Genomic DNA, 15,974 nt, shown 5'->3' with positions numbered 1-15,974 from the left:
CCCCGGGATCACCGGGGGCACTTGCTTATGAGGAGTGGATCAGAAGGATGCTTCGTCCAGTTCCATGACCTCGTTGTCGATACCGTCGATGACGGTGCGGGTGCTGGTCAGCAGCGGCAGGAAGTTCTTCGAGAAGAACGACGCGGCCGCGACCTTGCCTTCGAGGAAGGCCTTCTCGTCACCGGTGACACCGGCGTCGAGCTGCGCGATGGCGACGGCGGCCTCACGCTGCAGCAGCCAGCCGACCATCAGGTCGCCGACCGAGAGCAGGAAGCGCACCGAGCCCAGGCCCACCTTGTAGATGCTGGCGGCATCCTCCTGCGCGGCCATCAGGTAGCCGGTCAGGGTGGCAGCCATGGCCTGCACGTCCTCCAGGGCGGTGGCCAGCAGCGCACGCTCGGCCTTCAGACGACCGTTGCCCGACTCGTTCTTGATGAACGTGTCGATCTCGCCGGCCACGTAGGACAGCGCCTGGCCCTTGTCGCGGATGATCTTGCGGAAGAAGAAGTCCTGCGCCTGGATGGCGGTGGTGCCCTCGTAGAGCGAGTCGATCTTGGCGTCGCGGATGTACTGCTCGATCGGGTAGTCCTGCAGGAAGCCGGATCCACCGAAGGTCTGCAGCGACTCGGTGAGCTTGGCGTAGGCCTGCTCGGAGCCGTAGCCCTTCACGATGGGCAGCAGCAGATCGTTGACCCGCAGTGCCAGGTCCCCGTCCACGCCGTGCAGGGCCGAAGCGACCTCGTCGTCCTGGAAGGTGGCGGTGTACAGGTACAGCGCGCGCATACCCTCGGCGTAGGACTTCTGAGTCATCAGCGAACGACGGACGTCCGGGTGGTGCGTGATGGTGACGCGCGGGGCGGCCTTGTCGGTCATCTGGGTCAGATCGGCACCCTGCACACGCTCCTTGGCGTACTCCAGGGCGTTGAGGTAGCCGGTCGACAGGGTGGCGATGGCCTTGGTGCCCACCATCATCCGGGCCTGCTCGATGACGTCGAACATCTGCGCGATGCCGTTGTGCACCTCGCCGACCAGCCACCCCTTGGCGGGCTTGTCGTGCTGGCCGAAGGTGAGCTCACAGGTGGTCGAGACTTTCAAGCCCATCTTGTGCTCGACGTTGGTGACGTAGACGCCGTTGCGCTCGCCCAGCTCGCCGGTCTCGAAGTCGAAGTGGAACTTCGGCACGAAGAACAGCGACAGGCCCTTGGTGCCGGGGCCGGCGCCCTCGGGGCGGGCCAGCACCAGGTGGAAGATGTTCTCGAACATGTCATCGGCCTCGGCGGAGGTGATGAACCGCTTCACGCCGTCGATGTGCCAGGAGCCGTCCTCCTGCTTGATGGCCTTGGTGCGGCCGGCGCCGACGTCGGAGCCCGCGTCGGGCTCGGTCAGCACCATGGTGGCGCCCCAGTCGCGCTCAGCGGCGATCACGGCCCACTTCTTCTGCTCTTCGGTGCCGTTGTGCGCGAAGATCTGCGCGAACGCCGAACCGCCGGCGTACATCCACACGGCGGGGTTGGCGCCCAGGATGTGCTCGTTGAGCGCCCACAGCAGCGCCTTGGGGGCGGGCACGCCGCCGAGCTCCTCGTCGAGGCTGACCTTGTTCCAGCCGCCTTCGATGGTGACCTTCACCGACTTCTTGAAGGACTCGGGAAGCTTCACGGTGTGCGTCTTGGGATCGAAGATCGGCGGGTTGCGGTCGCCGTCGGCGAACGATTCGGCGACTGGACCCTCGGCCAGGCGCGCCATCTCGGAGATCATCTCCTTGGCGGTGTCGGCGTCCAGGTCGCTGTACGAGCCTGCGCCGAGCGCCTTGTCGAGACCGAGTACGTCGAACAGGGTAAAGACCTGGTCACGGACGTTGCTCTTGTAGTGGCCCACGATTTCTCCTCAATGAGATTGAAGCTGTCGGTTGGGTACTCAGGGCTAAGTTACCCACCAGTAACTGTTCAGAACTATACCGCCCGGTAACCGCATCTCAAAGGGGTCTGGAGCAAATGTGCGCCAGCGAACCAACCCGCTGGTTGATCGGGCCGTCGCACACCGCTGTTTTTGCCGTTTGACGTGCCCTTATCGGTGATCTGTGATGCTCGCCACGGAAACGCTCATCAAACCTCTAATGTGGTGCGGATGAGGCGCGTGGTGGTATGGGGAACGGGAAATATGGGCTCGACCGCGATCCGTTCGGCGGTCGCTTTTCCGGGTCTGGAGTTGTCCGGCGTCATCACGTCGTCCGCCGAGAAGGCCGGCCGGGATGCGGCCGGGTTTGCCGGGCTCCCGGAGAGCACCGGCGTCCTGGCCACCACCGACGTCGACGAGGCGCTGAGCGGGGCCGACGCGGTGGCCTACATGGCCTCCGGGGACATTCGGCCCGAGGAGGCCATCGGCGATATCGAGCGCTGCCTCAAATCCGGGGCCCACGTGGTGACGCCGTCGCTGTACTCGCTCTACGACCCACGCTCGGCACCGCCGGAATGGGTGTCCCGGCTCGCCGCGGCGGCCGCGGCCGGAGGGGCTTCGCTACTGGTCAGCGGCGTCGACCCGGGCTGGGGCAACGACGCGCTCGCGGTGCTCGCGGCCGGCTTGTGCACCCGCATCGAGACCATCCACTGCCAGGAGATCTTCGACTACTCCACCTACGACCAGCCGCACTCGGTGAAGGTGCTGTGCGGGTTCGGAGGCTCGATGGACGACACCCCGATGATGCTGCTGCCGTCCATTCCGACCATGGTCTGGGGCGGAAACGTGCGCCTGATCGGGCGCGGGCTCGGTCTGGAGATCGACGAGATCACCGAGGACGTGCAGCGCCAGGCGCTGACCGAGGACGTCGACACCGTGATGGGCACCTTCGAGGCGGGCACCCAGGGCGCGTTCCGGCTCAAGGTGATCGGCTGGGCCGGCGGTCGGCAGCGGGTGGTCATCGAGCACATCACCCGCATCCATCCGTCGGTCGCGCCGGACTGGCCCGCACCCGATCAGGGCGCCGGGGACCACCGGGTGTTCATCGACGGCGACCCGCAACTCACCATTGTGGTGCGCGCCGACGTGCCGGGCGGCACCCGCGCCGACGGCGGCAACACCACGGCGGCCAACCGTCTGCTCGGCGCCATCGAATGGCTGGCCACCCAGCCCGCCGGAATCTACGACGGGCTGGATGTGCCGTTACATCCGCCGCTTCCCGTCGGTGTGGAAGCGACGCGCTGGGCTTAGTCCGCGGGCACCGTCTCGGCGGCCTCGTCGTCGGCCGGCGGCGTCTCCGCATCCGGCAATTGCGAGACCAGATGCTCGGCCAGCTCCCCGATGGTCGGGTAGTCGAACACCGCGGTCGGGCTGATATCGAACTTGCCACCGAACTGGCCGAACAGCCGGTTGCGCAGTTCGACGGCCATCAGCGAGTCCGTACCCAGGTCCAGGAACCGGCTGGATGCGGCGGGCGGCTGTGCGAGCCGCAGGAAGCCCTGCACCTCGCGCTGCAGGAACTCGGTGACGAAGCCGGCCCGCGCTGCCACCGGGAGCTCCTGTAGCTGGCGCAGCATCTCGCTGTCGCCGGTCACCGCGCCGTCGCCGCTGGGCAGCACCTGATCCAGCAGCGGCGGACGGATCCCGCCGAGCATCTTCGCCGTCCGTTTCCAGTTGGCCTTGAGCACGGTGGCCTGCGCCGCGCCGTGCCGGATGGCCTCGCCGAGTGCGGCCAGTGCCGCCGACGGCTCCAGCGGCATCATGCCCTGGGCGCTGAGGTTGGCCACCGCGGCCTGCGAACTGGCCATACCGCCGTGACCCCACGGGCCGAAATTGATGGCGGTGGCGGGCAGGCCGTTGGCCCTGCGCTGCGCGACCAGCCCGTCCAGCAGGGCATTGGCGGTCGCGTAGTTGGCCTGCGAAGGCGAACCGAGCACCGCCGACGCTGACGAATAGACGATGAAGAAGTCCAGATCGTCATCCTTGGTCAACCGATGCAGGTGATGTGCCCCATAGGCTTTCGGTGCCAGCGTGGCGCGGAACCGGTCCAGGTCCTGCTGGGGCACCAGCGCGTCGTCGAGCACACCGGCCAGGTGGGCCACGCCCGCCAACGGCGGCAACTCGGCGCGGACCTTCGCCAGCAACCCGGCCACATCGGACTCATCGCCGACGTCGGCCGAGAAGACATGGATCCGGCAGTGGTACCGCTCGGTGATGGTGTCGATGACGTGCTGCGCCTCGGCATCCGGAACGCGGCGGCTGGTCAGCACGATGTCACCGGCGCCGAGCTGGGCCAGGTAGGACGCCGTGTGCAGGCCGAGGGCGCCCAGGCCACCGGTGACCAGATAGCTGCGGTCACCATGCGGCTGAAGCGGTTTGGGCATCTGCACCACGATCTTGCCGATATGCCGGGCCTGCTGCATGCGGCGGAACGCAGTCCTGGCCTCGGTCAGCGGGTAGACCTCGGCGGGCACCGGTGTCCACTCGCCGTTGGCCAACCCGTCGGACACCTCGGCCATCAGCCGCTGGATGTGGTCCGGATCGGTCATCATCGTCACGTCCAGTGCGACGATCTCGTAGTCGATATCGGGACGCAGCGCGCCCATCTGTTCGGCCGTCCAGATATCGCGCTTGGCGATCTCGGCGAACCGGCCCCCCTTGGCGGTGGCCCGCACCGTCGCTTCGATGAAGCCGTCGTTGGTCAGGCTGTTGAGCACCACGTCCACGCCCGCGCCATCGGTGTCCGCAAGAATCTGATCCGCGAAATCCGTTGTGCGCGAGTCATAGACGTACTGCACGCCCATCTCACGCAGGGTGGCCCGCTTGAACTTGCTCGCGGTCGCGAACACCACCGCGCCGTGCGCCCGGGCCATCTGCACCGCGGCCAGCCCCACGCCACCGCTGGCGGCATGGATGAGCACCTTGTCCCCTGGCTTGAGCTTGGCCCAGTCGAACGCCAGGCGGACCGTCAGCGCCGCAGCGGGAATGGTCGCCGCGTCGACGGCGCCGATCCCGTCCGGCACCGTTGCCAGCAATGGCGCAGGCACATTCAGCCGGCTGGCGAACGCGCCCTGCATGGAGCCGAAGACCCGCTGACCGACCTCGAATCCGGTGACCTCGGAACCCACTTCGGTGACCACACCGCACAGGTCGCCACCGATCGGGCCCGGATCGCCGGGGTAGAGGCCGAGCACGTTGAGCACGTCGCGGAAGTTGAGGCCGGCGGCTTCGATGCGGACCTGGACTTCATTGGGTTCCGGCGCGCTCACCTGCGCCTCGGTCAGGCGCAGGTTGTCGATCGCGCCGCGCTCGGTCGGTGCCAGCACGTAATCGTCGCTGCGCGGCATAGGCAGTTGCCCGCTGCGCGCCCAGTGCAGCAGCCGCGACACCAGGAAACGACCTTGGCGCACCGCCATTTCGGGTTCGGTGACCGGTGTGCCGAGCGCGCCGGCCAGCCAGTTCAGCGACTCGTCGGAGGTGTCCCCGTCGACCAGCCGGACCCGCAGCGTCGGCTGCTCGGCGATCAGGGTGCGCCCGAAGCCCCACAGCGCGGCCTGCACGGGGTCGACCGGCTCACCGGGTTCGGTGGCCACCGCCCGTTCGGTGACGATCCACAATCCGTCGGCCAGCGTGCTCTTCTGCTCAGACAGCGCGGTCTGGGTGGCGGCGAGCAGGGACGCGATCTCGTCCTCCAGGCGCGCCGCGAGGTCGGCCGTGGGTCCGTCCGTCTCGGGCTGTCCGGAACTGCGCCAGACGATCCCGGTGACCGGTGCGCCCCGCTCGGCGGCATCGGCAAACGCCTGCGGCCAACCGTCCGGATCGGTGACCGGGACGGCTCCGGGCACCTCGGCCGCCAGCTTGTCGAATCCGGCGATCAGCCAGGTGCCGGTCGCGGTCGCGGCGGCTCCGTCCGCACTGTCGACCGCGGGCAGCGCGGCCTCCTGCCAGCCCAACGTGTACAGCAGCCGGGTCGAGTCCCCGCCCAGCCCGCGCAGCAACGCCTCCCGAGGGGCACGTTTCACCGTGAACTCGCGGATGCCGCCCAGTACCCGCCCGTCGCGGTCGACGAAATCGATGTCGAAGACCTGGGTTTCACCGTTGAGGGCGTTGGCATGCCAACGTGCCCGGCAGTAGAACCGCCGCGGCATCTTCTCCAGCACCTGCACCTGCCCGTACCGCAGCGGCAGGAACAGATCGGACATGCCCTGCTCGGCGGCCAGGATCGCCGGGAAGGCCGGGAAGGCCACGCCGGTGCACAGGTCGAGCAACACCGGGTGGATCGGCTCGCTGCTCAGATGCTCGGCGAGCTCGTCACCGATGGCGATGTCACCGATCGCCTCGCCCTCACCGACCCACAACGACTTCAGCGAGGTGGACCATGTCGGTCCCCAGGCGAGTTCCATGTCGTGGAAGATGTCGAACAGTTCCTGCGGACGGGTGCGATTCATCTGCTCGATCGCCTCGTCCGGGGAGACCGCGGCTTCCTGGGCTTCCGTGTCGGGATCGGCGCCGGCCAACAGAGTGCCGTCGGAGTTCAGTGACCACTCGGCCTCCTGAACACCGTAGGCCCGGCTGTGCACCTGGAACTTCCAGCCGTCGTCGACCGGATGCAAGGTCAGCTGAACTTCACGGGAAGTCTTGTCGGGCAGGATGATCGGCTCGTAAAAGAAGACCTCCTTGACCCGCGCGGGGGCGCCGGCCGCGGCCAGCGCCATCGCGGCGTACGTCGCACCCGGAACGACGACGGTGCCGTAGATGACGTGATGTGCCAGCCATGGCTGCGTCTTGACCGAGAACACGTTGCTGTAGACGGTGTCCCCGGAGGCCAGATCTTTGGCGCTGCCCAGGATGCCCGACGTCGCGGTGCCATCGGCCCGCATCCCGGAGACCTTCGGCCAGAAGCGGCGACGCTGGAACGGGTAGGTCGGCAGTTCCAGCCGGTGTGCCGGCGTGTGGTGCTTGGCGGCGAAGTTGGGCCGATGCCCGCAGATGTAGGTGGTGGCGAGCGCTTCGGTGATCTGTCGTGCGGCGTTGGCGCCCTTGCGCAGCGACACGATGGTGCGCGGCGCATCCGAGGAGTCCGGCCAGCTCTGCAGCGCCGCAGCGGTCAGGATGGGCTGCGGCCCGATCTCCATCAACACCGAGCACCCCAGCGCCGCGATGGTGCGCACGCTCTCGGTGAACTGCACCGGCTGGCGCGAATGACGCCGCCAGTACAGCGCGTTCAGCGGTGTCTCGGCGGTCAGTACCGTCCCGGTCCGGTTGCACACCAGGGGCAGGGTCGGCACCGCGTACTCGAACTGCGAAGCGAAGGACTCGAATTCGTCGAGCACCGGATCCAGCAACTCGGAATGGAATGCGTGGCTGGTCTCCAGCCAGGTGCAGCGGGCGCCGTCCTGGCTGCAGTTGGCGACGATCTGCTCCAGATCCTCACCCGGACCGGACAGCACCGTGTTGCGGCCGTTGTAGGCGCCGACAGACACCCGCGGGAACGCCTCGGCGGCGCCCTCCACGTATTCGGGGTCGGCGAACACGGCCACCATCCGGCCGCCGGCGGGCAGGCTGCCGAACAGCCGGCCGCGCTCGGCAATCAGCCGTGCGCCGTCCTCGAGGCTGAACACCCCGGCCACGCACGCGGCCGCATATTGCCCGACGCTGTGGCCCAGCACCACGTCCGGCTCGATACCCCAGGACTGCCACAGCCGGGCCAGGCCCATCTCGACGGCGAAGATCGCCGGCTGGGCGAAGGAGGTGTGCTTCAACGTCTCGGCAGCTTCCCGGCCGGCGCCGAACAGCACCTCCAGCAGCGGGCGGGGCAGCATGCCGTCGACGGCTTGCGCGCAGCGCCGGACGGTATCCGCGAAAATCGGCTCGGTCTCGAACAATTCGCGCGCCATCCCCGGGTACTGGCTGCCCTGCCCGGGGAAGAACCATGCCGTGGTCGGCGGATCGGTGCATTCGCCGCGGACCACGCCCGGCCGCAGCCGGTTGGCCACCAGGTCGTCCAGCAGCATCTTCGCTTCGGGCACCGTGTTCGCGACCACCGCAGCACGGTGCTCGAAGTGGGCCCGTCCGGCGCCCGCGGTGAAGGCCACGTCGTCGATCGAGACGTCGGGGTGCGCGTCCAGCCAGGTGCTGTAGCGCTGCGCCAGTGCGGTCAGCCCCTGCGCGGACCGCGCGGACAGCGCCACCACACTCAGCGGTTCGCGCGGCGCCTCATCGCCGACCTCTTCGGCGGGCAGCGCCGGCGCCTCTTCGAGCAACACGTGCGCGTTGGTGCCGGTGAACCCGAACGAACTCACACCCGCGCGCCGCGGCCTGCCGTCGGTGACCCACGGCGTCGCCTCGTCGACCACCCGCACCGGCAGGGTGTCCCACGGGATGTGCGGCGACGGGTTCTGGAAGTGCAGAGTCTGCGGCAGCATCTCGTTCTGCAGCGACAGCACGACCTTGATCAGGCCGGCGACGCCCGCCGCCGACTCCAGGTGCCCGATATTGGTTTTCGCGGTGCCCATCAGCAGCGGCCGGTTCGGCTCGCGGCCGGCGCCATAGGCGGCCGCGGCGGCCTGCACCTCGATCGGATCCCCCAGCGGGGTGCCGGTGCCGTGTGCCTCCAAGTAGTCGACGTCGCCGCCGGTGAGACCGGCACGAGACAGCGCCGAGGTGATGAGGCGTTGTTGCGCACCGCCATTGGGCACGGTCAGGCCGCTGGAAGCGCCGTCCTGGTTGACCGCGCTGCTGCGGATCACCGCGCAGATGCGATCACCGTCGCGCTGGGCGTCGGACAGCCGCTTGAGTACCAGCACGCCGCAACCCTCACTGCGCACGTAACCGTCGGCGGCGGCATCGAAGGTCTTGCACCGGCCGTCCGGGGACAGCATCCGGGCTTGCGAGGCCGCGACGATGGACGCCGGGCTGAGCAGGACGTTCACCCCGCCGGCCAGCGCCAAATCGCAGTCACCGGAGTGCAGCGCCTGGCTGGCCTGATGCACGGCCACCAGTGAGGAACTGCACGCGGTGTCGACCGCCATCGCCGGGCCCTCCAGGCCCAGGGTGAAGGCGACCCGACCCGCGATCGCGTTGAGCGCGTTGCCGGTGATGAAATGCGCTTCGAGGTTGTCCACCGAATCGCCGGACAGCAGATGCGAGTACTCGTTGGCACCGACGCCGACGAACACGCCGCTTCGGCTGCCACGCAGCGACGACGGCGAGTACCCGGCCCGTTCCAGGCCCTCCCAGGCGATTTCGAGCATCAGCCGCTGCTGCGGATCGATCCAGATGGCCTCGCGCGGGGAGATACCGAAGAACTCCGGATCGAAGCCGTCCACGCTGTCGAGGTAACCGCCGTTGCGGGTGTAGATCTTGCCCGGGGTCTGCTGCTCGGGGTCGTAGAACTCGTCGACGTCGAAGCGGTCCTCCGGGATCTCGCGGATCGCGTCGACACCGCCGGCCAACAGTTCCCAGTATGCGTCGGGGTCGGGCGAACCGGGGAACCGGCACGCCACCGCGATGATGGCGATCGGCTCGTCGGTCGCCGAGGTCGCCAATGAGACGTGTTGGGCCGCAGCCTTTGCGCCGGCGCGTTCGTTGAGGTGCAGCACATCGCCGAGCAGGTAATCGGCCACGTCGGTGAGCCGCGGGTAGTCCATCGCCAGCGTCGCCGGGAGTTCCTTACCGACGCCCTGTTCCAGTCGGCGGCGCAGTTCCACGGCCATCAGCGAGTCCATGCCGAGGTCGAAGAATCCGCCCTCTTCGCGGATATCGGCGGCGTCGATCTGGGTGACCTCGGCGACGGCGTCGCGCAGGTATTCCAGCACCAGCTTCTTGCGCTGCTGCACGGGAGCGGCGGTGAGTTGTTCGACCAGACGGGTGGAGCCCGACGGTGCCGCGGCCGCGGACACCGAGTCGGGCACTTCGCGGGCCACCTCGGCCAGCAGCGCGCGCGCCCCGGTCTGCAGGTAGATGGGCAGGAAGCGGGACCAGTCGATGCGGGCCACCACACCCTGGGCGGTGGCTCCGACGATGACGTCGGCCATGCCGGCCAGTGCGTCGGCCGGCGACAGGGTGCGCACGCCGCGGCGGTCCAGTTGCGCGCGGGCATCCGGGTCGGCCATCCCGGCCGCCCAGGGACCGAAGTTGACGCTGAGACCGGGCACACCCTGCTCACGCAGGCGCCAGGTCAGGCCGTCCAGGAAGGCGTTGGCCGCGCTGTAGGCGCTCTGCCCGTAGCTGCCCCACACCGAGGAGATCGACGAGGTGGACAGGAAGAAGTCCAACTTCATGTCGGCGATCAGCTCGCTCAGATACCAAGCACCCCAGACCTTTCCGGAGAACACCCGGTCCAGTTCGGCGGCGTCCAGAGAGCTCAGTGCGGTGGTGCTGTTCTCGCCTGCGGCGTGCACGATGCCGGCCAGTGGCGGCAGATCGGCCGCCACGGTGGCGATCAGATGCGCCACATCGTGCGGATTGGCCACATCAGCGGTGATGACCCGGACCTGGGCGCCGTGTTGGGCGCCGAGGGCGTCGATGCGTTGTTGTGCGGCACTGCCGGGGGCGCGGCGGCTGGTCAGCACCAACTGCCGGGCGCCCTGAGCGGCCAGGAATTCGGCGATCTCCAGTCCGAGCGATCCCAGCCCGCCGGTCACCAGATATGTTGCGTCGGAACGCAATTCCAGCGGCGTTGGGTTGGGCTGTCCGGTCCGCCGGATCAGCCGCGGCACGTGCACGGTCTGCTCGCGCAGCGCGATCTGATCCTCCCCGCGCGGGGCTCCGACGACCTGCTTGATCAGTGCCGACCAGTCGTCACCACCCGTCACATCGGCCAGGCCACCCCAGATCTGCGGGTACTCCAGCGCGGCCGCCCGGCAGAATCCCCACAGGCTGCTCTGCTCCGGTGCCACGGCGTCGGTGTCGGTGACACGTTGCGCGCCGCGGGTCACCACCCAGATGGGTGCGCGCAATTCGGCGGCGGCAGCGGCCCGGAACAGGCGCTGGGTGCCGCCCAGGGTCCGGTGCTGCATGCGCAGCAGCGACTTCATCGACGCCGCGCCGTCGGACTCCAGGGCCGCCACATGCAGGATGCGCAGTGCCGGTTCGTCGTCCACGGCGGCGCGCAGGGCGGCTTCCAGTTGCTGCTCGTCGGCGTCGGACACCGGCAGGCCGAGCACCCGGTGCCGGTGGCCATGGGTGCTCAGCGCGTCGAGGATCGGCTGCAGCACGGCGGTGTCGTCGCCGACGACCACCCAGGCGGAGCCTTCACCGGCTTGGGTGGTGAGGGTACCGGCGAACGGCTGCCAGCGGACCTCGTACCGGGCATCCGCGATGGACTGCGCGCTGCGCTGCCGGTTGTGTTGGGCGGCAAGCTTGTTGAGCACGTCGGCGGTGCCGTCCGCGCCACCGAGCAGGGCGGCGAGTTCCTCGATGCGACCGTCTTCGAGCAGCTGGACGGCTTCGGTGCGGGCGCTGTCGGTCCTGGCCGGCGTCGTCTGCTTGTCCCGGAACCAGTAGTGCCGGTGCTGGAACGGATAGGTCGGCAGGTCCAGCTTGCGCGCCGGGCCCTGCCGGACGGCGGCGAAGTCGGGCACATGCCCGGCCACATAAGCGTGGGCCAGGGCTTCGGCGACCTGGCGATGGTCGGCGCCGTTCTGGCGCATCGACGCGATCGCCCGCGGTGCGGTGGCGGGGTCCGGCCACACCCGCATGGCCGCGGCGGTCAGCACCGGCTGCGGACCCACTTCCAGCAGTACGGCGCAGCCCAGTTCGGCCAGCGTCGCCACGCCCTTGGCGAATTCGACGGGCTGACGGGCGTGCCGGCGCCAGTAGGCGCCGTCCAGCTTGGCGGTGCGGCCCAGCGCGGTCCCGGTCCGGTTGCACACCAGAATGCGTTCGGGGGCTTTGAATTCGAACTGGTTGGCGTACGCCTCGAATTCGTCGAGAGCGGGGTCCAGCAGCGCGGAGTGGAACGCATGGCTGGTGTCCAGCCAGTCGCAGCGCACGCCGTCGGCGGTCAACTGGGCCACCGCCTGCTCCAGGTCCTCGGCGGGGCCGGACAACACGGTGTTGGCGCCGTTGTAGGCGGCCACCGACAGACTCGGGAACTCGTCGCTGAAGCGCTCGACCCGGTCCGGGTCGGCGAAGACGGCCGACATCCGGCCCCCGGCGGGCAGCTCACCGAACAGGCGGCCCCGCTCGGCGAGCAGCCGGACGCCGTCCTCCAGGCTGAACACACCGGCGACGCAGGCCGCCGAGTACTGGCCGACGCTGTGCCCGAGCACCACGTCGGGTTGCAGGCCCCAGGACTGCCAGAGGTGGGCCAGGCCCATCTCGACTGCGAAGATCGCGGGCTGGGCGTGCTGGGTTTGGCGCAGGGTTGCATCGCCGTCGGGTGCGTCGAAAAGCAGTTCCAGCAGCGGTGTTCGGAGTATCCCGGCCAGCGCTTCGGCGCACCGGGTCACGGTGGCGGCGAACACCGGTTCGGTCTCGAAGAGCTGGCGGGCCATGCCGGCGTACTGGCTGCCCTGGCCGGGAAACAGCCAGGCGGTCTTCGGCGCGTCGGCGCACTCCCCGCGCACCAGACCGGGTGCGGGGCGGTCATCGGCCAGCGCTCCGAGCAGTTCGCGCGCGGACTCCAGCGAGTTCACCACCAGGGCGGCCCGGTGCTCGAGGTGCGCCCGGCCGGCACCGGCGGTCAGGCACACATCGGCCAACGTGGCCTCCGGGTGTGCGGTCAACCAACTGCGGTAGTGCTCGGCGGTCTGTACCAGCGCGGCCGGCGTGCGCGCCGACAGCGGAAGCACCTCGAACCGCCGATCATCGGCCGCGGCGGCCATGGCGGCGGGGGGCGCCACCGGCGCCTCTTCGAGGATGACGTGCGCGTTGGTGCCGGAGAAGCCGAACGAACTCACCCCCGCGATGCGCGGCCGGTCGTTGCGTTCCCATCCGGTCGCCTCGTCGACCACCCGCACCGGGATCCGGTCCCAGGGGATGTGCGGTGACGGGTTCTGGAAGTGCAGGTGTTTGGGCAGTTCCTGATGCTCGAGCGAGAGCACCACCTTGAGCACACCGGCGATGCCGGCGGCGGCTTCCAGATGCCCGATGTTGGTCTTGGCCGATCCGATCAGCAGCGGCTGGTCGGCAGCGCGGCCCTTGCCCAGGGCCGCGGCAGCGGCCTGGACCTCGATGGGGTCACCCAGGGAGGTTCCGGTGCCGTGCGCCTCCAGGTAGTCGATCTCGGCCGGGGCGACGCCGGCGCGCTCCAGCGCCTCGGCGATGACGCGCTGCTGGGCGACGCCGTTGGGTACCGTCAGCCCGCCCGAGGCGCCGTCCTGGTTCACCGCGCTGCCGCGGATCACGGCCCGGATCCGGTCGCCGTCGCGGACGGCGTCCTCCAGGCGCTTGATGACGATGACACCGCAACCCTCACCGCGCACGTAGCCGTCGGCGGCGGCGTCGAAGGTCTTGCACTTGCCGTCGGCCGCCAGCATTCGGGACTGCGAGAAGGTGATCATGGTCGCCGGGCTGAGCAGGACGTTCGCGCCGCCCGCCAGGGCGAGGTCGCATTCGTCCAGGAGCAGCGCCTGGCAGGCCTGGTGGATGGCGACCAGCGACGAACTGCAGGCGGTGTCGACGGTGACCGCCGGGCCGTGCAGACCGAGCCGGTAACTGATCCGGCCCGCGCCTGCCGCGGATGAGGTGCCGATGGCCAGGTAGGCCTCGATCTCGGGATAGGTCAGTTCGGAAGAGGCCATGCCCAGGTAGTCGTGGGTGGACAAGCCGACGAACACGCCGGTCCGGGAGTTGGCCAAAGCCGTTGGCGCCGTGCCCGAATGTTCGACGGCGCGCCACGCGGTCTCCAGGAGCAGCCGGTGCTGCGGGTCCATCAGCCTGGCCTCGCGTGCCGACACCCCGAAGAACGGTGCGTCGAAACCGATGACGTCGTCGACGAAGCCGGCCCGGCGGGTGACGACCTTGCCGGGGGCGGATGCATCCGAGTCGAAGAACTCGTCCACGTCCCACCGGTCCTGCGGGACCTCCGAGACCGCATCGCGTCCGGACTGCAGCACCTCCCAGTACTGCTCGGCATCGGCGGCGCCGGGCAGGCGCGCGGCGTAGCCGATGATCGCGAAGCGGGTCGGCTGCTCCGTGGAACGGTTGGTTGATGCCATCAGGTTTGTGCTCTCCGCGTCAGTGAAGTTTCGATGCCATGCGGGAGACCGCGGCAAGGCCAGGATTGTCATGCGAACGGCCGCTACGCGCTCAGTCCCCCGACAGCCACGGCCGGCTTGTTTCTCGCTCGTCAGTATTGCATGTGGGTTGCTGAAACAAGTGGTTTCCAGCCTGTGGACGAAGTCCCCGGCGGCGCGTGTGCGCCCGCTTCGCAACCCGGTCCGCGAACAGTCTCAAAGCGTGTGCACAGGGACGTGTGGGCGACCTCCGCCGCGGCACGGGCTATCGTGAAGTCGCCGTCGGTGTTGCTGGACCGCAGCCGTCGCCGCTCACACCCGGGAGGGACATCTTGCAAATCGGGAAGATCACGATCGGGACGATCGATGATTGGACGCCGAGCCCTGGCGTCGTGACGTCCTGGCACCCGACAAACGCGGCTATGGAAAAGGCGCGGCAAGCGCCGGTCAGCACGGTCCCGGTCAGTTATATGCAGGGCCAGCACATTCGTGGTGTCTACGAGCAGGGCGCCGCTGGACTGGACTATTCCCGGCAAATCATTGCCACCTGCGAAGTGCCTGGTAAATGCGATATCGACGCGATGGATCACGCGCTCAACGCCTACCTGCGCCGGCACGACACCTATCGCAGCTGGTTCGAATATTCCGGTTCGGGCGACATCGTCAGACGCGCCATTGTCGACCCCGCCGATATTGAATTCGAGCCCGTCAACCAAGGCGAATTCACCGCGGAAGACGCGCGTAAACACATTGTCGACATACCCACTCCGTTGGAATGGGGCTGCTTTTCATTCGGCATTGTTCAAAGCGACGATCATTTCGATTTCTACGCGAGCATCGACCATGTGCACGGGGACGCGGCGCTCATCGGGATCACGATGCTGGAGGCGCACGGCATGTACACGTCGCTCACCACCAGCGGTCAGCCGATGCCGTTGCCCGAAGCCGGTCGCTTCGACGATTTCTGTATTCAGGAGCGCGAATCCACGGCCGATCTGACCGTCGATTCGCCCGAGGTGCGGGCCTGGATCGAGTTTGCCGAGAACAACAACGGCAGTTTGCCGGAGTTCGCCCTACCGCTGGGTAACCCGCTGGAGCCGACGGTGGCCGACATGGTCGGGGAGATGCTGCTGGACGCGGAGCAAACAGCGCGATTCGAGGCGGCCTGCACCGCGGCGGGCACCCGTTTCGTCGGTGGTTTATTTGCCTGCACCGCCATGGTCGAGCATGAACTGACCGGTGCGGCGACCTACTACGGGCTCACGCCGAGGGACACTCGCCGCACCACCGACAACTTCATGACCCAGGGCTGGTTCACCGGTCTGGTGCCGATCACCGTGCCCATCGCCGCGACGACCTTCGCCGAAGCCGCGTGGGCGGCTCAGACGTCATTCGATTCCGGCCTGAGCCTGGCGAGGGTGCCGTTTTACCGGGTGCTCGAATTGGCGCCGTGGTTGGACAAGCCGCACCCGAACTTTCCCGTTTCCAACTTCCTGCATGGTGGTGCCGCGCCACTGAACGCGGTAATCGCCGCAGCTGAGATGGGTTACTCGAACAATATCGGAATTTACTCCGACGGAAGATTCTCCTACCAGCTCACGATCTACGTATTCCGCTACGAGGTGGGCACGGCAATGTCGGTGATGTTCCCGGACAACCCGGTGGCCCAGAAGTCGGTGGCCCGCTACATAGCGACGATGAAATCCGTCTGCGAGCAGGTGGCCGACAGTGGCGATTGGGGTCGTTTTGCCTGACGCGCGGCGCGCCGCAGGATTGCGCGGCTCGATCCCGTGACGGCGAGTTTCGGGGCCACTCGATTCCAAGGACCACTGCTGGGGG

4 protein-coding genes are annotated in these 15,974 nt (G+C 68.4%); 2 read left to right on the top strand and 2 right to left on the bottom strand.

What is annotated here, in order from left to right; all coding sequences use genetic code 11:
- Nucleotides 1-39: 39 nt before the first annotated feature.
- The gene (locus ACXPWS_RS29635; protein ID WP_458710069.1) at nt 40-1,875 is read right to left on the bottom strand and encodes an acyl-CoA dehydrogenase; all 1,836 of its coding nucleotides are present in this window, start codon (nt 1,873-1,875) and stop codon (nt 40-42) included.
- Nucleotides 1,876-2,124: 249 nt separating this feature from the next.
- Between ACXPWS_RS29635 and ACXPWS_RS29630 the strand changes: the two genes are divergently transcribed.
- The gene (locus ACXPWS_RS29630; protein WP_458710068.1) at nt 2,125-3,204 is read left to right on the top strand and encodes an NAD(P)H-dependent amine dehydrogenase family protein; all 1,080 of its coding nucleotides are present in this window, start codon (nt 2,125-2,127) and stop codon (nt 3,202-3,204) included.
- Here the strand turns inward: ACXPWS_RS29630 and ACXPWS_RS29625 are convergent.
- Nucleotides 3,201-14,117 (bottom strand): type I polyketide synthase, encoded by a 10,917-nt coding sequence (locus ACXPWS_RS29625; protein WP_458710067.1) that lies wholly within the window; start codon nt 14,115-14,117, stop codon nt 3,201-3,203. The two genes, ACXPWS_RS29630 and ACXPWS_RS29625, sit on opposite strands and share 4 nt — an antisense overlap.
- A 350-nt stretch (nt 14,118-14,467) precedes the next feature.
- Here ACXPWS_RS29625 and ACXPWS_RS29620 point away from each other — a divergent pair, with 350 nt between their 5' ends.
- Nucleotides 14,468-15,889 carry a condensation domain-containing protein gene (locus ACXPWS_RS29620; protein WP_458713743.1) on the top strand — a complete coding sequence of 474 codons (1,422 nt, stop codon included), beginning with the start codon at nt 14,468-14,470 and terminating at the stop codon, nt 15,887-15,889.
- Nucleotides 15,890-15,974: the final 85 nt, after the last annotated feature.

The sequence above is a fragment of the Mycobacterium sp. BMJ-28 genome (assembly GCF_054404835.1).
Note: the sequence above shows the minus strand (reverse complement) of the source record. Positions and strands in the feature narration are given on the sequence as shown.

Bases quoted from the DNA above. Each gene is read 5' to 3' on its own strand.
- ACXPWS_RS29630 (WP_458710068.1), top strand. From the start codon at position 2,125: ATGAGGCGCGTGGTGGTATGGGGAACGGGAAATATGGGCTCGACCGCG.
- ACXPWS_RS29625 (WP_458710067.1), bottom strand. From the start codon at position 14,117: ATGGCATCAACCAACCGTTCCACGGAGCAGCCGACCCGCTTCGCGATC.